The organism is Diaphorobacter sp. J5-51 (assembly GCF_001023515.1).
In the GTDB taxonomy this organism is placed as follows: Bacteria; Pseudomonadota; Gammaproteobacteria; order Burkholderiales; family Burkholderiaceae_C; genus Diaphorobacter; species Diaphorobacter nitroreducens.
This window is the reverse complement of record NZ_JSYI01000024.1, coordinates 73,798-93,777: the sequence shown is the minus strand read 5'-3', so window position 1 is coordinate 93,777 and position 19,980 is coordinate 73,798. Positions and strand designations below refer to the sequence as shown.

Annotated in this window: 18 protein-coding genes and 1 pseudogene; 11 read left to right on the top strand and 8 right to left on the bottom strand. The window is 67.8% G+C overall.

What is annotated here, in order from left to right:
• Positions 1-56: 56 nt before the first annotated feature.
• The 4 genes and pseudogenes from OX89_RS03475 to OX89_RS18965 all read left to right on the top strand — a co-directional run bounded on the left by OX89_RS03475 (position 57) and on the right by OX89_RS18965 (position 5,815).
• Complete coding sequence (locus tag OX89_RS03475; protein ID WP_047349567.1) at positions 57-605, top strand: methylated-DNA--[protein]-cysteine S-methyltransferase; 549 nt, start codon at positions 57-59, stop codon at positions 603-605.
• On the top strand, positions 602-1,540 hold the full coding sequence (locus tag OX89_RS03470) for a DMT family transporter (protein ID WP_047349566.1): 939 nt from the start codon (positions 602-604) through the stop codon (positions 1,538-1,540). The genes OX89_RS03475 and OX89_RS03470 overlap by 4 nt, the downstream gene beginning before the upstream one ends.
• A gap of 734 nt (positions 1,541-2,274) precedes the next feature.
• Positions 2,275-3,786 (top strand): annotated as a pseudogene (locus OX89_RS18970) (PAS domain S-box protein); the annotation flags it as partial.
• Positions 3,779-5,815, top strand: a complete 2,037-nt coding sequence (locus OX89_RS18965; protein WP_369799240.1) for an EAL domain-containing protein — start codon at positions 3,779-3,781, stop codon at positions 5,813-5,815. The pseudogene OX89_RS18970 and the gene OX89_RS18965, both read left to right, overlap by 8 nt.
• Positions 5,816-5,903: 88 nt before the next feature.
• On the opposite strand, the gene OX89_RS03460 is transcribed toward OX89_RS18965, so the two are convergent.
• The 3 genes from OX89_RS03460 to OX89_RS03450 all read right to left on the bottom strand — a co-directional run bounded on the left by OX89_RS03460 (position 5,904) and on the right by OX89_RS03450 (position 9,979).
• Positions 5,904-7,799, bottom strand: coding sequence for a propionate--CoA ligase (locus tag OX89_RS03460; protein ID WP_047349565.1), 1,896 nt, complete (start codon positions 7,797-7,799; stop codon positions 5,904-5,906).
• A 220-nt stretch (positions 7,800-8,019) separates the two neighbouring features.
• Entirely contained in the window at positions 8,020-8,625 is a 606-nt protein-coding gene (locus OX89_RS03455; protein WP_041836284.1) for an isochorismatase family protein, read from the bottom strand.
• 163 nt (positions 8,626-8,788) lie between these two features.
• Complete coding sequence (locus OX89_RS03450) at positions 8,789-9,979, bottom strand: PQQ-dependent sugar dehydrogenase (RefSeq protein WP_369799236.1); 1,191 nt, start codon at positions 9,977-9,979, stop codon at positions 8,789-8,791.
• Between the two features lie 353 nt (positions 9,980-10,332).
• Between OX89_RS03450 and OX89_RS17945 the strand changes: the two genes are divergently transcribed.
• A complete protein-coding gene (locus OX89_RS17945) occupies positions 10,333-10,491 on the top strand; it encodes a DUF3309 family protein (protein ID WP_011805256.1) in 159 nt (52 codons plus the stop codon).
• 59 nt (positions 10,492-10,550) lie between these two features.
• Here OX89_RS17945 and OX89_RS18960 read toward each other — a convergent pair whose 3' ends face one another.
• A complete protein-coding gene (locus OX89_RS18960) occupies positions 10,551-10,814 on the bottom strand; it encodes a CBS domain-containing protein (RefSeq protein ID WP_234305490.1) in 264 nt (87 codons plus the stop codon).
• Positions 10,711-10,980, bottom strand: a complete 270-nt coding sequence (locus OX89_RS18955; RefSeq protein WP_234305493.1) for a CBS domain-containing protein — start codon at positions 10,978-10,980, stop codon at positions 10,711-10,713. Before OX89_RS18955 ends, OX89_RS18960 begins: the two co-directional genes overlap by 104 nt.
• Before the next feature lie 56 nt (positions 10,981-11,036).
• On the opposite strand from OX89_RS18955, the gene OX89_RS03440 reads away from it, so the two are divergent.
• The gene (locus OX89_RS03440; protein ID WP_047349564.1) at positions 11,037-11,429 is read left to right on the top strand and encodes a hypothetical protein; all 393 of its coding nucleotides are present in this window, start codon (positions 11,037-11,039) and stop codon (positions 11,427-11,429) included.
• 69 nt (positions 11,430-11,498) lie between these two features.
• Here the strand turns inward: OX89_RS03440 and OX89_RS03435 are convergent, their stop codons facing one another.
• Positions 11,499-12,410 (bottom strand): LysR family transcriptional regulator, encoded by a 912-nt coding sequence (locus OX89_RS03435; RefSeq protein ID WP_047349563.1) that lies wholly within the window; start codon positions 12,408-12,410, stop codon positions 11,499-11,501.
• Between the two features lie 156 nt (positions 12,411-12,566).
• Between OX89_RS03435 and OX89_RS03430 the strand changes: the two genes are divergently transcribed.
• From OX89_RS03430 to mmsB, 5 genes are all read left to right on the top strand, one after another.
• Positions 12,567-14,090, top strand: a complete 1,524-nt coding sequence (locus OX89_RS03430) for a CoA-acylating methylmalonate-semialdehyde dehydrogenase (RefSeq protein ID WP_047349562.1) — start codon at positions 12,567-12,569, stop codon at positions 14,088-14,090.
• A gap of 38 nt (positions 14,091-14,128) precedes the next feature.
• Complete coding sequence (locus tag OX89_RS03425) at positions 14,129-14,557, top strand: lysozyme inhibitor LprI family protein (protein WP_047349561.1); 429 nt, start codon at positions 14,129-14,131, stop codon at positions 14,555-14,557.
• Between the two features lie 27 nt (positions 14,558-14,584).
• Complete coding sequence (locus OX89_RS03420) at positions 14,585-15,751, top strand: acyl-CoA dehydrogenase family protein (protein ID WP_047349560.1); 1,167 nt, start codon at positions 14,585-14,587, stop codon at positions 15,749-15,751.
• Positions 15,752-15,820: 69 nt separating this feature from the next.
• Positions 15,821-16,225: a TfoX/Sxy family protein gene (locus OX89_RS03415; protein ID WP_015913337.1), complete on the top strand. Its 405-nt coding sequence runs from the start codon at positions 15,821-15,823 to the stop codon at positions 16,223-16,225.
• Positions 16,222-17,205 (top strand): 3-hydroxyisobutyrate dehydrogenase, encoded by a 984-nt coding sequence (gene mmsB, locus OX89_RS03410; RefSeq protein ID WP_255352790.1) that lies wholly within the window; start codon positions 16,222-16,224, stop codon positions 17,203-17,205. Before OX89_RS03415 ends, mmsB begins: the two co-directional genes overlap by 4 nt.
• Positions 17,206-17,431: 226 nt before the next feature.
• Here the strand turns inward: mmsB and OX89_RS03405 are convergent, their stop codons facing one another.
• Positions 17,432-18,286: a universal stress protein gene (locus OX89_RS03405; protein ID WP_047349576.1), complete on the bottom strand. Its 855-nt coding sequence runs from the start codon at positions 18,284-18,286 to the stop codon at positions 17,432-17,434.
• Between the two features lie 18 nt (positions 18,287-18,304).
• Entirely contained in the window at positions 18,305-19,789 is a 1,485-nt protein-coding gene (locus tag OX89_RS03400; RefSeq protein ID WP_047349558.1) for a SulP family inorganic anion transporter, read from the bottom strand.
• Between the last annotated feature and the right edge of the window lie 191 nt (positions 19,790-19,980).

Genomic DNA, 19,980 nt, shown 5'->3' with positions numbered 1-19,980 from the left:
GTCCCTGATGCGTTCGAAAAGCACTTTTTCAACGGCCTGTTAATGAAGGATTCACCATGCAATACCCCCGCGACACCGTGCAAAGCCGCATCGCAACGGCCCTGGGCGACGTGCGCCTGGCCGCCAGCGCGAAAGGCCTGGTCGGGCTCTGGTTCGACGGCCAGCGCCACCAGCCCGCGCAACTGGATGCCGCGCCCGCGTGGCCCACAGACGATGCGCATCCCGTGCTGCGCGCGGCGGCCCAGCAACTGCAGCAGTTTCTGCGGGGCGAACGCACGCGGTTCGATCTGCCGCTGGACCTGTCGGGCGGCACACCCTTCCAGCAGGCCGTGTGGCAGGCGTTGCTGGCCGTTCCGCACGGCGCCACCACCAGCTATGGCGCGCTGGCACGCCAGATCGGCCGGCCTACCGCGGTGCGTGCCGTGGGCGCGGCCGTGGGGCGCAACCCCCTCAGCGTCGTCGTGCCCTGCCACCGCGCCGTCGGCAGTGCGGGCGCCCTCACCGGCTACGCGGGGGGGCTGCCGCGCAAGAAGGCACTGCTGGCGCTGGAGTCGGGCCCGCAAGCCCGCGCTATTCCCTTCACCCCTCTATTGAATTTCGCATGACAGCACCACACACGAGCGCTGAGGCCCTCTCCCCCCAAGCGCCCGCCTGGGTGGGCGAGTTCGTGTTGCTGTCCAGCTTGTGGGGGGCGTCGTTCCTCTTCATGCGCCTGGGCGCGGCCGAGTTCGGCCCGCTGCCCATGGCCGGGCTGCGCGTGCTGATGGCCGCCCTGTTCCTCTGGCCCTTCCTGCTGCACCGGGGCGAATGGCCCGCGCTGCGGCGCCACTGGCAGCCCGTGCTGTTCGCCGGGCTCATCAACTCGGCGATCCCGTTCGCGCTGTTCGCCTGGGCGGTGATGCACATCGCCACCGGGCTGACATCGATTCTTAATGCCACGGTGCCGCTGTTCGGCGCGCTGGTGGCCTGGCTGTGGCTGGGCGACCGCATCAGCCGGCTGCGCTGGGCGGGGCTGGCGCTGGGCTTCGTCGGCGTGGCGCTGCTGGCCTGGCGCGCACCGGCTGGCGTGGGCGCCAGCGGCAGTCAGGCGGGCTGGGCCATTGCGGCGTGCCTGCTGGCGTCCACCTGCTATGCGGTGGCCGCCAGTTACGCACGGCGCTACCTGGTGGGCATTCCGCCACTGGCCACGGCCACGGGCAGCCAGGTGGGCGCGGCGCTCGGGCTGGCCCTGCCCATGTGGTGGGCCTGGCCCGCGCAGACGCCGAGCCTGCGCGCCTGGGCGGCCATCGCCGCCATTGCCGTGCTGTGCACGGGCATTGCGTACATCCTCTACTTTCGCCTGATTGCCAATGCCGGCCCCAGCCGGGCGCTGGCCGTGACTTTCCTGGCGCCCGTGTTCGCAGTGTTCTACGGCGCGGTGTTTCTGGGCGAAGCGGTGACGCCGTGGATGCTGGGCTGCGGCGTGGTCATTGCGTGCGGCACGGCGCTCTCCACGGGGTTGGTGGGCGGCGCGGTGCGGCCGGGTACAAAGGCGCCCTGACGCGCCGCGGCAGGGTTTCACCCGACGCCTGCGGGTCCGCTGCGCGACGCGCGGCACGCACATGGACCGCCGGGCGCAATACACTCTGAAACATGTCGCCTTGCGCCTTCGCCGTATTCCCTGCCGTTGCACGCATCCCCGGGCCGCGGCCCGCGGGCGCTGCGCCATTGCGCCAGGACGGCGGGGACCGCGGGGACGACCAGCGCGCGGATGCACAGGAGGGATATGCCCACTGAGGTGTTCCTCTCCGGCATCGTGCACCTGCTGCTGATCGCCGGGGCGACCGCGCTGCCGCAATCCGTCCTGCTGTAACCCTCGCGCGGCGTGCGTATCGCGCTGGGCCTGGTGGCCGGGGCTGCGTCGACGCTGGTGGCCCTGCAGGGCATGCCGCTAGGGCCTGTTCACACTATTTTTGCCAGATGCGTTGCGATCAAAAAGGGCCAGGCGCAAGGCGCCAAACGAAGCTGGGGTGCTACCCCAGCGAGGCTTGGCAACGCCGCGAATGGCCCTTTTTGATCGCAACCCGGAGGGAACGGAGTGAGAACCGCGCCATTCGTCGTTGCCCTCCTAGCCAAGGCCCCGGCCTTGGCGTCGTCACGCGCCTAGATTGGCGCGGTTTTCACGCCATTCGCACTGGCAAAAATAGTGTGAACAGGCCCTAGACGCGCCCGGAGTGGCGTACATCCACCCGCCCATCATCGTTTCCGCCGCGTTCCTGTTCGGGCCGTTGTGCGGTGGCGTGGCCGCTGGGGCGCTCGACACGCTTGACGGCGATATCGCTGGTGGTCGCGCTCACCGTGCTGGCTCCGCCCGCGCTGCTGCCCTGGACCGAGACGGCCAGCGCCCTCGCCGCGCAGGGGGGATCGGCCCCGTGGCAGGGCATTCCCTGGCGCTACGCCTTCGGCGTGGTGGCGCTGTGCGGCGCCGTCGAGCTGCTGCGTGCGCGGGCCCGGTCGCTGCAGACGCTGGGGCAGCACGAGGACGAGCTGCTGCGCGTGCTCAAGGCCTCGGGCGGCGGGCGCTGGGAATGGGATCTGCGCAACAGCCGCTTTACCTACCACGGGCGCTTTTACCGGGCTTTTGGCCTGGCCAACAGCCCCGACGACGAGGACTTCACACCGCTGCGCGCCTTCGATGTGCGCGAGTCATGGCAACGCTGGAACGCCCGGCGCCACCCCGACGACCGCGAGCGCCTGGGCGCGTACCTGCAGCGCGTGCAGGACGGACTGGAAGAGAGCTTCCATGCAGAGTCGCGCATGCGCGATGACGAGGGCCACTGGCGCTGGGTGGTCTCGCGCGGGCACGCGGTGGAGCGCGACTCCGCCGGACGCGTGCTGCGCATGGCCGGCATTGACCTGGACATCACCGAGCACCACGAGATGCGCGACGCGCTGCGCGTGTCCGAAGCCAAATACACCACCGTCTACCAGACTCTGCCCGACGCCGCGGGCATCACCCGCCTGTCCGACGGGTGCTACCTGGACGTGAACCCTGCGTTCGAGCGGTTGCTGGGCAAGCCGCGCGACCAGATTTTGGGGCGTTCGTCCATGGAACTGGGCGTGTGGGGCGACACGCAGGAGCGCGCCCGCCTCACCGAGGCGCTGCGCAACCAGGGCGAGGTCCGCGGCCTGCCAATGACGGCGCTGCGCGACGGCGCCGAAGTGCCGGGCCTCATGTCGGGACGGGTGTCGCGCATTGAGGGCGAGGACTGCCTGGTCTTCGTGTTCCACGACATGACGCAGGAGCGCCGTGTGCGCGATGAATTGCTCGCCGCCAACCGCCTGCTGCGCCAGGCGGGCTGGATGGCGCGGCTGGGCGTGTGGGAGGAAGAGCCGGGCAAGGGCATCACCTATTGGTCCGACGTGTGCTTCGACATCCACGGGCTGGACCCGGGCACGCCGCTGCCGCGCGACTACGTGCAGCAGTTCGTCGCACCCGTCTGGCGGGAAGCCATGCACGCAGCCCTGCGCGACTGCCTGCGCAAGCGCACTGTGTGGAGCCAGGAAATCGAGATCGTGCGCGCCGATGGGCGCCTGGTCTGGGTGCGCGTGCGCGGGGAGCCCATCATCGAGGGCGACCGCGTGGTGCGCGTGCGCGGCATCCTGCAGGACATCGACGAGCCGCGCCGCGCGGCGCAGCGGCTGCGTTCTTCCGAAGAACGGCTGGCGCGCATCTTCCAGCTGCTGCCCTACCCGCTGGGGTTCTCGCGCCGCGAGGACGGCACCTACCTCGACGTGAATCCGGCGTGGGAGCAGGCCCTGGGCTACACCCGCCAGGAAGCCGTGGGGCGCACGGTGGTGGAACTGGGCATCTACTCCGCCCCCCACCCGCGCGGCGCTGCTGGAGGCGGCGACGGCCGAAGGGCAGCTCGTAGGCTACGAGCTGGAACTGACCACGCGCGGCGGCGACAAGCGCACCGTGCTGCAGTCCATGAGCCCCATCGAAGTGAACGGCGAGGCCTGCTGGCTGTTCGGCCTGCACGACATCACCGAGCGCAAGCAGACCGAACAGCGCGTACGCGAGCGCGAGGAACTGCTGTCGCTCACCATCGAGGCGGCGGCGCTGGGCCTGTGGGACTGGAACCTGCACAGCGGCGAAGTCACGGGCGACGCGCGCTGGCGCGTAATGTACGGGCTGGCGCCCGTGGAGCCCGGGGCCAGCGCTGCCGTGCACTGGGCGTCGGGTATCACGCCGGAAGACATCGACGTGGTCACCCAGGAGCTGCGGCGCCACCTGCAGGAGCCGCACAAACCGTTCGACGTGACCTGCGAGGTGCTTGCCCCCCAGGGCGGCGGCCGCTGGATCCGCAGCGTGGGCAAGGTGGTGGCGTACGACACCGCCGGGCAGCCCGCGCGCATGGTGGGCATGTCCATCGACGTGAGCAGCCAGCGCCAGCAGGAGCGGCAACTGGAGCGCATGGCCCATTACGACGCACTCACCGGCCTGCCCAACCGGGTGATGCTGGAGCGGCGGCTGCGCGCAGGCATGGAGCACAGCCGTGCGCGCGGCCAGCAATTGGGCGTGGCCTACCTGGACCTGGACGGCTTCAAGCCCGTCAACGACCGCCTGGGCCACGCGGCGGGCGACCGGCTGCTGGTGGTGGTGGCCGAGCGGCTCAAGCGCGCCCTGCGCCTGAGCGACTCAGTGGCGCGGCTGGGCGGGGACGAGTTCGTGATCCTGCTGTCGGGCTTGGCCCATGCCGAGGAATGCGAGCGGCGCCTGCATACGGTGATGGAGAGCGTCGCGGCCCCCTACACGCTGGACGGCGAGCGCGTGCTGGTCACCGCCAGCATCGGCTACACCCTCTACCCCGACGATGAGGCCGACGCCGACACCCTGTTGCGCCACGCCGACCAGGCCATGTATGCGGCCAAGCAGGCGGGGCGCAACCGCTTCCATGGCTTTGACGCCGCCGAGGAGCGCGCCCGGCAACTGCGGCGCGAGCAGTGCGGCGAACTGCTGCGCGCGCTGCAGCGTGGCGAACTGACACTGTTCCTGCAGCCCAAAGTGGACATGCGGCTGGGCACCGTGGTGGGGGCCGAGGCCCTGGCCCGCTGGCAGCACCCCGAGCGCGGCCTGCTGTCGCCCGTGCATTTCCTGCACCTCATCGAAGGGCACACCGAGCTGCAGATGCGTTTTGGCGAATGGGTGGTGGACACCGCGCTGCAGCAGATCGCCCGCCTGATGGCGCAGGGTCTGGAACTGCCCGTCAGCATCAACATCACGCCCGAGCACCTGCACCGCCGGGGCTTTGCGGACTGGATGGCGTTGCGCCTGGCGCAGCACCCCGCGGTGCCGGCGCGGCTGCTGGCCATCGAGCTCACCGAAAGCGCCGCGCTCTACGACATCGACCACGTGGCGCGGGAGCTGACCAGACTGCGTGCGCTGGGCATGCAGATCTCGTTCGACGACTTCGGCACGGGCTACTCGTCGCTGGCGTACCTGCGCCGCCTGCCCATGGACCACCTCAAGCTGGACCGCAGCTTCGTCGCCGGCATGCTGGGCGATGCGGGCGACCGGGCCATTGTGCAGGGCGTGATCGGCCTGGCGCATTCCTTTGGCTGCGGCATCGTGGCCGAAGGGGTGGAAACGGTGGAGCAAGGCCTGGCACTGCTGCAGATGGGCTGCCACCACGCGCAGGGCTACTGCATCGCCATGCCCATGCCCGTGGAGCAATTCATGGACTGGGCGAAGGCCTGGCAGGCCCCCGCACCATGGCGCGCCACAAGCCAGGCCGCCGCGCCCGTACCACCGGCGGCGGCGATAGCCGCCTGATGGCGTATCGAATCAAGCAATAAAAAAGCTTCCAGCGCCCGTCCATCAAGCGCTAGAAGCTATCAAATCAAGAGCAAATTGCCGCGCGTCAGCCCAGCAGTTCCTTGATCTGCTGCAGTGCCACGGGGTCTTCCATGGTGGTCAGGTCGCCCGTGTCGCGGCGCTCGGCCACGGCCTGCAGGGCGCGGCGCAGCAGCTTGCCGCTGCGGGTCTTGGGCAGCATCGTCACGAACAGCACGCGCGCCGGGCGGGCCACGGCGCCCAGTTGGGTATCGACCTGCTTCATCACCTCGCCTTCCAGCTTCAGGCGCGCGGCCTCGTCGGTGAGGCCCGAGGCATCGCGCGGCACCGCGAAGGCCATCGCGACCTGGCCTTTCAGCGCGTCGGCCACGCCCACCACGGCCACCTCGGCCACATTGGGGTGGCCGGCGATGCATTCCTCGATCTCGCGCGTGCCCAGGCGGTGGCCGGCCACGTTGATCACGTCGTCGGTGCGGCCCAGGATGAAGTAGTAGCCATCGGCATCGCGGATGCCCCAGTCAAACGTGCTGTAGACCAGCCGGCCGGGAATGCTCTTCCAGTAGGTGTTGACGAAGCGATCATCGTTGCGCCACACGGTCTGCAGGCAGCCAGGGGGCAGCGGCCCCTCGATGGCCACCACGCCCTTCTGGTTGGGCTGGGTCAGCTCCTCGCCGGTGGCCTCGTCGATCAACTGGACGTTGTAGCCGTACACGGCCTTGCCCGGGCTGCCGAAGCGCGAGGTTTGCTTCTGCACGCCGTTGCACAGCGTGAGGATGGGCCAGCCGGTCTCGGTCTGCCAGTAGTTGTCGATGATGGGCACCTGCAGCGCGTCGCTGATCCACTGGGCCGTGGGCTCGTCCAGGGGCTCGCCCGCCAGCCACAGCGCCTTCAGGCTGCGGATGTCGTATTTCTTCAGGTAGGCCGGGTCCTGCTTCTTGAGCACGCGCACCGCCGTGGGGGCCGAGAACATGTGCGTGACCCGGTATTTCTCGACGATGCTCCACCAGATGCCCGCGTCGGGCCGCACCGGCAGGCCTTCGTACAGGATGGTGGTCATGCCGGCAATCAGCGGGCCGTAGATGATGTAGCTGTGGCCCACCACCCAGCCGATGTCGCTGGTGCAGAAATAGGTGTCGCCCGGCTGTGCCTCGAAGATGTGGCGCATGCTGGACGCCAGCGCCACGGTGTAGCCGCCCGTGTCGCGCTGCACGCCCTTGGGCTTGCCGGTGGTGCCGCTGGTGTACAGGGTGTAGCTGGGCTGCGTGGCGTCCACCCAGATGCACGGCACCTGTGCATCCATGTGCCGCGCGCGCAGTGCCGCCCAGTCGTGGTCGCGGCCCGCGCGCATGGCGGCGGGCGCGAGGCCACGGTCCACCAGCAGCACGGCCGCGGGCTTGTGGGCCGACAGTTCGATGGCCTCGTCCAGCAGCGGCTTGTAGGGCACCACCTTGCCGCCGCGCGAGCCCGCATCGGCGCTCACGATCACCGTGGGCTCGGCGTCCTCGATGCGCGAAGCCAGCGACGACGACGCGAACCCACCGAACACCACCGAATGGATGGCCCCGATGCGCGCGCACGCCAGCATGGCGAACGCCGCCTCGGCAATCATGGGCATGTAGATCAGCACGCGGTCGCCCTGGCGCACGCCCAGCGTCTGCAGGCTGGCGGCCATGCGCTGCACTTCCTGGTGCAGCTCGGCGTAGGTGTAGGCGCGCTCGGTATTGGTTTCGGTGGAGATGGCCACCAGCGCGTTTTGCAGCGGGCGCTCGGCCAGGTGGCGGTCCACCGCGTTGTGGCACAGGTTGGTGGTGCCGCCCACGAACCACTTGGCGAAGGGCGGGTTGCTCCAGTCGCAGATCTGCTGCGGCGGCTGCTGCCAATCGATCAGGCGAGCCTGCTCGGCCCAGAAGGCGTCGCGCTCGTCGATGGAGCGGCGGTAGAACTCGGCATAGTCGGCGGCCATGGTGCTGTCTCCTTGGAATCCTCCGCGCCGACGTGGCGCGGGTCGGTGGTTATCCAAAATTCATAATTATTCATGCCGCGCTTGCGGGAAGCTGACGCGGTCGCCGACGCGGTCCCAGACGCGGTCCTTGACGCGGCGCTCGCCGCACCCTCTACGCCCGGCCCACCTTTGCGCTTCACTATTCATAGCTGTTTGCGCTTGGTGGGTGTGCCTGAGAGGCCTATTTGACCAAGGCCAGCATCTCCTTGAATGCCGGGTGCTCGCAACTGCGCAGCCACTCGAAGGCCACCATCTCGGTGGTTACCAGCTCGGCGCCGGCGCCGGCCAGTCGGTCGAAGGCGGCGTCGCGGTTGCGCTCCGTGCGCGAGCTGCAGGCGTCCGTCACCACCCACACCTCGAACTCATCCTCCAGCAGATCGAGCGCCGTCTGCAGCAGGCAGACATGGGCCTCGCAGCCGGCCACCACGATGGTGGCGCGCTCCGGCGCCTGGGGCTCGCGGCCCTTTTGCAGATGCTTGGGCAGGCTGCGCGCATTGCCGCCCTGGGCCTTGGCGGGCGGGCGCAGCCACTCGCCCAGGCCCTCCTCGGTGGCGCTGAAGTGCATCTTGGACAAGGTGCGCTGGCACAGCGCGCGCAACGCGGCGTCGTTGAGTCCCAGGCGCGAAGGGTTCTGCTCCGTGCCCCACACCGGCACGTCCATCAGCCTGGCAATCTGCGCCAGCCTGCGCGCGTTGGCCAGTACGGCTTCTGCCTCGAAGATGGCGGGCATCAGGCGTTCCTGGTAATCCACGAGAACGAGTTGGGATTCGGAGGCGTCAAGCAGCATGGCGGTCATCGTTGTTCAGTCGGGCGGTCATTGTCGCAGGCGCTACGGGTAGCAGCGGGGCAACGGCGCGCAAGTTCCCCGTGCGCCGCATGTCCCGATTCGGGCACAGGGACGCCCCCTCGCAGCCGGTCCCGCACTGTGGCGCGTCCTCGCGCAGGCGTGTTCAAGGTTGCCTCAGGCGCAGCAACTGCCCGTCCGGGCTGTCGGTGAGCAAGTACAACCAACCGTCCGGCCCCTGGCGCACGTCGCGGATGCGCGCGCCCAGGCCGTCCAGCAGGTACTCGTCGCGCACCACCTGCGCGCCCTGCAGCTCCAGCCGGTGCAGCCGTGCGAACTTGAGAGAACCCACGAACAGGCTCCCCTTCCAGGCCGTGCCGTACCGGTCGCTGGTGAGAAAGGCCATCCCCGACGGCGCGATCGACGGCACCCAGTAATGCAGCGGCTGCTCCATGCCGGCCTTGGCCGTGCCCTCGCCGATCTTGCCGCCGCCATAGTTTTCGCCATAGGTGATCACCGGCCAGCCGTAGTTGCGGCCTGCTTCGGGGCGGTTGATCTCGTCGCCCCCTTGCGCGCCGTGCTCATGGATCCACAGCCGGCCGTCTGGCCCCCAGGCCGCTCCCTGCGGGTTGCGGTGGCCCCAACTCCAGATCTCCGGCAGCGCGCCCGCGCGGCCCGCCAGCGGGTTGCCGGGCGCCGCGCCGCCCGTGGGCGCTATGCGCACGACCTTGCCCAGGTGGTTGTCCAGGCGCTGGGCGTCCTCCTTGCGGCCGTAGCGCTCGCCCAGCGTGAGAAACAGATGGCCGTCCGGCGCCTGCACGATGCGGCAGCCAAAGTGCAACTGGCTCGCCACCTTGGGACGCTGGCTGAAGAGCACTTTCACGTCCTGCAGCGCCGCCGCGTCCGGCGCCAGCGTGGCGCTGGCCAGGGCCGTGCTGTTGCCGCCGCCCTTCGGTGCGGGTTCGGAGTAGCAAAAGAAGATGCGCCGGTTGCGAGTGAAGTCCGCATCGGTGATCACATCCAACAGGCCGCCCTGCCCGCCCGCTGCCACTTGCGGCAACCCGGCCAGCGGCGGCCCCAGGCGCCCGTCGGCCTCTACCACGCGCAGGCGGCCGGGCCGCTCGGTGACGAGGAAGCGCCCGCCCGGCAAGAAGGCCAGACCCCACGGATGGCTCAGGCCCGAAGCCACTACCTCCGCCGACGCCTCACCGCGCGCGGGCACGGGGTGTACGGGTGCGACCTCCTGGGAAAGCGCCTCGCCGCCCGCCAGCATGGCGGCGGCGGTCAATGCTATGTTAATAATAGCTGATAGCGCTCTTCCGGTATGGCTTGCAGGCACTTTTGACACAGAGTTCATGGGAAGGATTCCTGGGATCAACCGTGGGTGCTGTCATGGTGTTGCGCCAGCGGGCTCTGCATGCGGCACGCTAAGCCGGGGGCCATGGCGCCGCGTTGACACCATGGCATGTGCATTGTGCGCGGCCGGGCCGCACAGGCAAACCCATCCTTCAGCGAACCTGCACGCGGGCGCCCCGCGCAGCCGGCATGGCAAAGCGCCGGCTACTGTCCAGGCAAGAGCGGGGCCTTGGCCTACAGCCCGCTCGGCATGCTGCCTGACCACGCCATGCACCGCCTGCCTAGCTGCGGGCGCCTCCAGCGCCCGCACGATGAGGCCACGCGATGCCCGCGTTGCCAACGAAAGGAAAAACCATGTCGATTTCCCTCCTGCTGCTCATCATCCTGGTGCTGATCCTGATCGGAGTGCTGCCGACCTGGGGGTACAGCCGTTCCTGGGGCTACGGTCCGGGCGGTGGTGTCGGGCTGGTGGTGGTGATCGTGCTCATCCTGCTGCTGATGGGGCGCATATAAAAAAGCGGGGCCTGCGCCCCGCTGTGGCGAGGGGCAGCAGTGCGTGCAGCCGTGTGTCGTCACCAGGTCTGGCCGCCGCCCGCGGCGCCGCTGGCGGCCGATTGGCTGCGCCGGTTGGGCTCCGAAGGACTGGAGATGTCGCGGATCGCCGTGCCGGACTGGCGCTCGTCCACGTTGGTGGCCACGTCGCCCAGCGACACGATACCTACCAGCCGCTGGTTACGGTCCACCACGGGCAGCCGCCGCACCTGCATGTCGCGCATGGACGCGATGGCTTCGTCCACGGGCTGATCTTCGTAGGCGTAGTACACCTCGCGGGACATGACCTCGTTCAGGCGAGTGGGTGCGCTCTTCGGCCAGGCCGCGCAGCACCATGTCGCGGTCCGTCACCATGCCCACCAGGCGCTCGCCATCGCACACCGGCAAGGCTCCCACATTCAACTCGCGCATGGCCTGCGCGGCGGTGGTGAGGGTGTCGTCGGGTGCCATGGTGCGGATCCCGCGGGTCATCACATCAGAAACGTTCTGCATAGCTCACTCCATTCATGAAAGACAAGGGTCAGGCGCGATCGCGCAAGACTTGGACACCCGTGGGCCAGAGCGGCTACGGGGGGTACGGTTCGCAGGGGTACGGCTCCCAAGGCCAAGGTTATGAAGGCCATCGCGACGCGGACTTTGGTTCGCAGTACTCCGGCACCGGCGGAGAGCAGCGCGGGCGCTTTCAGAACGACCCCGACTACCACCAGTGGCGCCAGGACCAATTGCGCCAGTTGGATGACGACTACGACTCCTGGCGCAAGGAGCGCTATGAGAAGTTTGCCGATGACTTCAACACCTGGCGCACCTCGCGCGGCGGCAGCGGGCAAAAGAGCAGCGGCAGCAATAGCGCTACCTCATCCAGCCAGGGCACGTCGGGCAAGAACAAGGAGCAAGGTTGATCCTTGCTGATCCCCTGGTCCGCAAGGCCCCCGCATGCGGGGGCCTTTTTCTGTATGCCGCAGCGTGCCCTAGCCTGCCGCTGGTTTACCTGGGACCAGCGATGCCGCCTCGCGCTGGCCCACGTCTTTCAGGAAGGCCCACACCGCCTGCATGCGCGCCAAGTGCTTGGACTCGGCCGGCATGCTCATCCAGAAGGTGCGTGTGAACTCGGCCTCGTGCGGCAGCACGCGCGCAAGTACAGGGTCACGGTCGGCCAGGAACGCGGGCAGCACGGCCAGGCCCGCGCCGGCGCGCACGGCCTCGTACTGCGCGGTGATGCTGGTGCTGCGCAGCGCAAAACGCTCGGGCGGGTAGAGCTGGTCGATGAACTGCAGCTCTTTCGTGAACAGCAAGTCGTCCACGTAGCTGATGAAGGCGTGGTGGCGCAGGTCTTCACGCTTGGCCACCAGCGGTCTGCGCGCCAGGTACTCGCGCTGCCCGTAGAGACGCAGGGTGTAGTCGGCGAGTTTGGTGACGATCACCGAGCCGCGCTTGGGCCGCTCCAGGGAGATCACGATGTCCGCCTCGCGCCGGCTCAGGTGCAGCATGCGCGGCAGGGCCAGCAGGTCGATGGACAAGTGCGGGTGCTTCTGCGTGAGCCGCGCCAGATGCGGCGCCAGCACCACCGTGCCAAAACCCTCGGTGGCACCCACGCGCACCAGTCCGGAGGGGCCCGCGCCCGGGGAGTTGGCGGGCGATGCGCGCTCCACCCCCAGCACGGCGGCCTCCATGGCCTCGACGGCGGGCAGCAGGTGGCGGCCGGTTTCCGTCAGCCGGTGTCCCGCTGCCTCGCGGGCGAACAGCGGCGCACCCATCTGTTTTTCCAGCGCCTGGATGCGCCGCGCCACTGTCGTGTGTTCCACACCGGTGCGGCGCGCGGCCCCTGCCAGCGTGCCGGTGCGCGCCAGCTCAAGGAAGTAGCGCAAATTGTCCCAATCCATGCGGCTCCTCTGCGGTGATGTGCAAATTTGCAAAGCCAAGGTGCGTGATTGTCTATTGCCTACGCAATTTCGCACAACTACGATGCAGCCCACGCCAAGTCGGCACTTGCCGTGCCGGCTTCATTGCAGACCACCCCAGGACCCCAGGAGACAACCATGGACGCATCCACCTCCCAGGCCGTGAAGGCCCCCACCGTCAAGCTGCTGATCGGCGGCCAGTTCGTCGAGTCCAAGACCACCCAGTGGCGCGACGTGGTGAACCCCGCCACGCAGCAACTGCTGGCGCGCGTGCCCTTCGCCACGCCCGACGAGATCAACGCCGCCGTGGCCTCCGCCAAGGAAGCCTTCAAGACCTGGAAGAAGACCCCCATCGGCACGCGCGCACGCATCTTCCTGAAGCTGCAGCAGCTCATCCGCGAGAACATGAAGGAACTGGCCGCCCTGCTGACGGCCGAGCAAGGCAAGACCCTGCCCGACGCCGAAGGCGACGTGTTCCGCGGCCTCGAAGTGGTGGAGCATGCCGCCAACATCGGCACGCTGCAGCTGGGCGAGCTGGCCAACAACGTGGCCAACGGCGTGGACACCTACACCCTCATGCAGCCGCTGGGCGTGTGCGCCGGCATCACGCCGTTCAACTTCCCCGCCATGATCCCGCTGTGGATGTTCCCCATGGCCATTGCCACGGGCAACACCTTCGTGCTCAAGCCCTCCGAGCAGGACCCCATGGTCACCATGCGCCTGTGCGAACTGGCGCTGGAAGCCGGCGTGCCCCCCGGCGTGCTGAACGTGGTGCATGGCGGTGAAGACGCCGTGAACGCCATCTGCGACCACCCGGACATCAAGGCCATCAGCTTCGTGGGCTCCACCAAGGTGGGCACCCATGTGTACAACCGCGCCAGCCTCAACGGCAAGCGCGTGCAATGCATGATGGGTGCGAAGAACCACGCCATCGTCATGCCTGACGCCAACAAGGAGCAGACGCTGAACGCCCTGGCCGGCGCCGCCTTCGGTGCGGCCGGCCAGCGCTGCATGGCCCTGTCGGTCGCCGTGCTGGTGGGCGAGGCGCGCAACTGGATCCCCGAGCTGGTCGAGAAGGCCAAGACGCTGAAGGTGTCCGCCGGCACCGAACCCGGCACCGACGTGGGCCCGCTGGTGAGCTGCGCCGCGCTGTCGCGCGTGGAGGGCCTGATCGAGCGCGGCATTGCCGACGGTGCCACGCTGGAACTGGACGGCCGCAAGCCCCAGGTGGCGGGCTACGACAAGGGCAACTTCGTCGGCCCCACGATCTTCAGCGGCGTGAAGCCCGGCATGAGCATTTATGACCAGGAAATCTTCGGCCCCGTGCTGTGCCTGGCCGGCGCCGAGGACATCGACGAGGCCATCGAGTTCATCAACGCCAACCCCAACGGCAACGGCACGGCCATCTTCACGCAGTCCGGCGCTGCCGCGCGCAAGTTCCAGGAAGACATCGACGTGGGCCAGGTGGGCATCAACGTGCCGATCCCCGTGCCCGTGCCGCTGTTCTCCTTCACCGGCAGCCGCGCTTCCAAGCTGGGTGACCTGGGCCCCTACGGCAAGCAGGTGGTGCTGTTCTACACGCAGACCAAGACCGTCACGGCGCGCTGGTTTGACGACAGCACCACCAGCCACGGCGTGAACACCACCATCAGCCTGAAGTAAGCGGCGCCGCGCGGTGCGCGCATGGTGAAATCACAGGCATGACACGATGTGTGAAACCCCATGCCGCCCGCCTGCGCACCCTGGCCGCTGCGTGCGCCCTGTTGGCTGCCACCCAGGCACAGGCGCAGGCCGGCGCTGCCTGCCGCCCCGGCGGCACGGTGGATGAGACCAACGCCTGCGCCGTGCAGCGCTACCAGGAGGCGGACACCGCCACTCAGATTCTGTATGGCGATGTGATGCGTGCCCTGTCGACCCATGAACGCCCTGCCCTGCGCCAGGACCAGGCCGCCTGGCAGCGCACGCGCGCCGCGCAGTGCAAGCAGGCGCAGCGCGCGGCGGAGTCCCGCCCCGAATGGCCGCGGCTGTACCACGACTGCCTGACGGTCCATACCCAGGCGCGACGCGATGCCCTGATGCACTGGCTGCACCATGGCGAGGCCCCGCAGCCCACGACGAACAAGCCATAAGACGCATAAGAGAAGGAGACACCCGCCATGGACTTTGAACTCAGCGAAGACCAGCGCGCCTTTGCCGACACCGCGCGCCAGTTCGCCCAGGCGGAGCTGGCGCCCCACGCCGCCGAGTGGGATGCGCAGGGCATCTTCCCCCGAGAGGCTATTTGCCGTGCGGGCGAGCTGGGTTTTTGCGGCCTGTACGCGCCCGAGAGCGCCGGTGGCCTGGCCCTGCCGCGCCTGGACGCCACGCTGGTGTTCGAGGAACTGGCGGCCGTGGACCCCAGCACCACTGCCTTCATCACCATCCACAACATGGCCACCTGGATGCTGGGCACCTGGGCCACGGATGCCGTGCGCGCCGAATGGGGCGAGGCACTCGCCAGCGGGCAAAAGCTCGCCAGCTACTGCCTGACCGAACCCGGCGCGGGGTCCGACGCCGCCTCCATCAAGACGCGCGCGGAGCTGGTCGGCAACGAGTACGTCATCAACGGCAGCAAGGCCTTCATCAGCGGTGCGGGCAGCACCGACGTGCTGGTGCTCATGGCACGCACGGGCGACGCTCAATCCGGCGCGGGCGGCATCAGCGCCTTTGCCGTGCCCGCGAACCTGCCCGGCATCCACTACGGCAAGAAGGAAGAAAAGATGGGCTGGAACAGCCAGCCCACGCGCCAGATCAGCTTTGACAACGTGCGCATCCCCGCCAACCACCTACTGGGCCAGGAGGGCGAAGGCTTCAAGATCGCCATGAAGGGGCTGGACGGCGGGCGCATCAACATCGCCACCTGCTCGGTCGGCGCCGCGCAAGGCGCGTTGCAGCACGCCCAGCGCTACATGCAAGACCGCAAGCAGTTCGGCAAGCCGATCGCCAGCTTTCAGGCGCTGCAATTCAAGCTGGCCGACATGGCCACCGAGCTGGTGGCTGCGCGCCAGATGGTGCGGCTGGCCGCCAGCAAACTCGACGCCGGCGCGCGCGACGCCTCCACCTACTGCGCCATGGCCAAACGCTTTGCCACCGACGTGGGCTTTACCGTGGTGAACGAGGCGCTGCAACTGCACGGCGGCTACGGCTACATCCGCGAATACCCGCTGGAGCGCCTGCTGCGCGACGCGCGCGTGCACCAGATTCTGGAAGGCACCAACGAGATCATGCGCGTCATCATCGGCCGGCGCATGCTGGACGGCGACGCGCCGGAGGTGATCCGTTGATATTCAAAAATTATAGCTGCTCGCGCTGGATGGATAAGCGCTAGAGGCCTATTTAACTCCAAACCTACCATGCCTGCCCGCCCCCTGTCCGACGAAGCGCTGCACCTGATCGCCGCCGTGCGCGACGCACTGGGCGAGCGGCTGAACGCGCAGGTGGAGGTAGAGGAGCGCACGCTCTTCGGCTGCCACGCCTTCATGGTGGACGGCAAACTCTGCCTGGGCGTGAAAGGCGAAGAGCTGTTGGTGCGCCTGCCGCCGCAGCAGCACGACGCAACCGCCGAAACCCCCGGCGTGCGCGAACTGGACCCGCGCGGCGGCATGGCCGGCTACTTCTGGCTGGAGCCCGCTGCCTACGCCACGCGCGCCCAGTGGGAGCACTGGATCGACACCGCCCTCGCCTTCAACCCGCTTGCCAAGGCCTCGCCCCGGCGGGCGAAGGCAGCCACAAGCCGCAGCAAGGGCACGCGATCATGATTGAAGGCATTTTGGCCTGTAGCGCCCGTCCATCAACCGCTAGCAGCTATCAAAATAATAGTTCCCATCACACACCACAGGAGACAACCACCATGCAAATCGCATTCATCGGGCTGGGCAACATGGGCGCCCCCATGGCCATCAACCTGCACAAGGCCGGCCACAGCGTGAAGGCCTTCGACCTGAGCGCTGACGCGCTTGCCAAGGTCCAGGCCGAAGGCCTGCAGGTCGCCACCAGCGCGCAAGACGCCGTGCAGGGCGCCGAGGCCGTCGTCACCATGCTGCCCGCCAGCCAGCACGTGGAAGGCCTGTTCCTGGGCAACGGCAACCTGCTGGCCAGCATTGCCAAGGGCACGCTGGTGATCGACAGCTCAACAATAGCCGCCGCCACCAGCCAGAAGGTCGCCAAGGCCGCTGAAGCCCTGGGCATCGACTTCATCGACGCACCCGTATCGGGTGGCACGGGCGGCGCCATCGCCGGCACCCTCACCTTCATGGTGGGCGGCACCGACGCGCAACTGCAGCGCGCACGCCCCCTGCTGGAAAAAATGGGCGACAACATCTTCCACGCCGGCGCCGTGGGCGCGGGCCAGACAGCCAAGATCTGCAACAACATGCTGCTGGGCATCCTGATGGTGGGCACCAGCGAAGCCATCGCGCTGGGCGTCGCCAACGGCCTGGACCCCAAGGTGCTGTCTGAGATCATGCGCCGCAGCTCCGGCGGCAACTGGGCGCTGGAAAAGTACAACCCCTTCCCCGGCGTGCACGAGAACGCCCCCGCCAGCAAGGGCTACGCGGGCGGCTTTGGCACCGACCTGATGTTGAAAGATTTGGGCCTGGCCCAGGAAAACGCCATCGCCACCAAGGCCAGCACCCCGCTGGGCGGCATGGCGCGCGCAATCTACGCGGCGCACAGCATTGCGGGGCACGGGGGGGAGGATTTCTCCAGCGTGATCAAGATGGTGCAGAAGAAGGGCTGAAGCAGGCTTTCCGGCATGCCTTCTGCAAAAAGGCGCAGTGACTTGCGTTGCAGCGCCTTTTTTTTATTCTGAGCAGAGTGCCTTTGCTATGGCCTCTTTCGACCCTGAGCTGACGGTCAGGCTCCCAGCATGAATGACTTCTATGCAGTACCAAGCCGCCCGTAAAGCCCCGCAGAACACAATGCTGCTGACCGGGTACGAAGCCAGATCAGCAGCATTGGCAGGGTTACCGAAGCACCAGCACAGGCACGCTGCTGGTACGCAGCAGCGCTGTGGTGCTGCTGCCCACAATCAGCTGCCGGATGCGTGAATGGCCATAGGCCCCCATCACCAGCATGCCCAGGCCTTGCGCCGACAGATGCTGCGGCAGTACCCGCTCGACGCTGCCCTCCAGTACGGCGATGCCAACGGTGAAGCCCTGGGTTCGCAGCTGCGCGGTCGCGGCATCGAGCTCTGCCTGCATGGCGGCGTCCAACGACCCCACGAACACCAGGGTGCACGCCAGCGCCTTGAGCCAGACGCTCTGCCCCACCTGGCCGAGCATGCGACGCGCAGTGTCACTGCCGTCGAACGCCAGCGCAAAGCTCCGTGGCGTCTCGAACGTCTGCCCTGGAATCGAGAGCACCGGCTTGGCCGTGCTGCGGATCACGCGCTCCACATGGTGATCAAGGTGCCGCCCCGCCACGGTGGCATGGTCATGGCGCCCCATCACCGTCAGCGTGACCTCGGCCTCCAGGTCGACGACCGACTCCACCAGCTCACCGTGCCTCTGGCGGATCTGCACCTCGCTCACCCCATCCGCCGTGGCGCGCTGGCGCATGCCTTCCAGGATCTGACGCCCCTGCTCCTGCGCCAGCACGCTGCGGCGGGCGTCCAGTTCCGCCAGCTCACTGAGCAGCCCCTCTTGCGCACCCAGGCCGATCTGTCCGCTGAAATCGGATTGAGGGGCCTTTTCGGGGTGCCGGTCCAGCACATGCAAAAAGGTCAGCGAGGCGCCGAGCGCTTTCGCGGCCCAGATCGCACCGTCACACACGGCCGCCGGGTTCCCTTGTGCATCCACACAAGCCATCACGTTTTTCATGTTCATCTCCTGTGCTGATCAGTGGCCCAAGGGCAATTCGGCGCCGTCTTTGTCGTGCAGACCAAAGCGGTCCACCATCGTCTTGCTGGCCTCATTCAGGCCCATCACCTCAACCTGGGCCCCCTCGCGTCGGAACTTGAGCACCACCTTGTCCAGAGCGCTCACGGCCGTGATGTCCCAGAAATGCGCGCGGCTGACGTCGATGCGCACCTGGCGCACCGCCTCCTTGAAATCGAAGCTGTCGACAAAGCGATCGGCCGACGAGAAGAACACCTGACCGGTGACGGTGTAGACCCGCGTCTGACCGTCGTCTTGGGCTTGCGACTTCACCTGCATCAGGCGACCGACCTTGTTGGCAAAGAACATGGCACTGAGCAGCACGCCGGCGAACACGCCCTTGGCCAGATCGTGGGTGGACACGGTGACGACCACGGTGACCAACATCACCACGGAGGAGCTGGGCGGGTGCTCACGCAGCTTGCGCAGGGAGTCCCAGCTGAAGGTGCCGATGCTGACCATGATCATCACGGCCACCAGGGCAGCCATGGGAATCTGGCTCACCCACGGCCCCAGGAACACCACCATGATGAGCAGGAAGATGCCCGCCATGAAGGTGGACAAACGCCCGCGCCCACCGGACTTCACGTTGATGACCGACTGCCCGATCATGGCGCAACCGGCCATGCCGCCGATGAAACCGGTGCCGATGTTGGCCAGGCCCTGCCCCACGCATTCACGGCTCTTGTCGCTGGTCGTGTCGGTCAGGTCGTCCACGATGGAGGCCGTCATCATCGATTCCAGCAGTCCCACCACGGCCAGGGTCAGGGAGTACGGCGCAATGATCTGCAGCGTTTCCAAGGTCAAGGGCACATCGGGCAGCAAAAAGATGGGCAGGCTGTCAGGCAGCTCACCCATGTCGCCCATATTGCGGATGTCCAGGCCCAGGGCCATGGCCACCCCGGTCAGCACCACGATGCACACCAGGGGCGAAGGCACGGCCTTGCCCACCACCGGCAGATACGGGAAGCCATAGATGATGGCCAGACCGGCCGCCGTCATGGCGTACACATGCCAGGTCACATTGGTCAACTCGGGCAGTTGCGCCAGGAAGATCAGAATGGCCAGGGCGTTGACAAAGCCCGTGACCACCGAACGCGACACGAATCGCATCAGGTTGCCCAGCTTGAACAGGCCCGCGATGATCTGGAAGACGCCCGTGAGCACGGTGGCGGCCAGCAGGTACTGCAAACCATGGTCCTTGACCAGGGTCACCATCAGCAGGGCCATGGCGCCGGTGGCGGCCGAGATCATGCCGGGTCGTCCACCGGCGATGGCGATGATGACGGAGATGCTGAAGGAGGCGTACAGCCCCACCTTGGGGTCGACGCCCGCGATGATGGAAAAGGCGATGGCTTCGGGAATGAGGGCCAGGGCAACGACGAGACCTGCGAGCAGGTCGCCTCGGATGTTGCCCAGCCACTGCTCGCGCAATGAGATGGTCATAAGGGAATCAATAGGGAAACGTGCCGGGGCGCAGCATGCGGCCAGGCTGAAAACTCAGAGGAAAGGTGCTCGGCGTCGGCATGCATCCCGCATGCCGGGCCCGCCGACTCAGGGCGGTGTGACCGAGAAGAAATAGCCGCGCGCCAGTTGCCCCACCGGGGTGCACTCCAGTGCAGTCTGCGCGTGTGGGC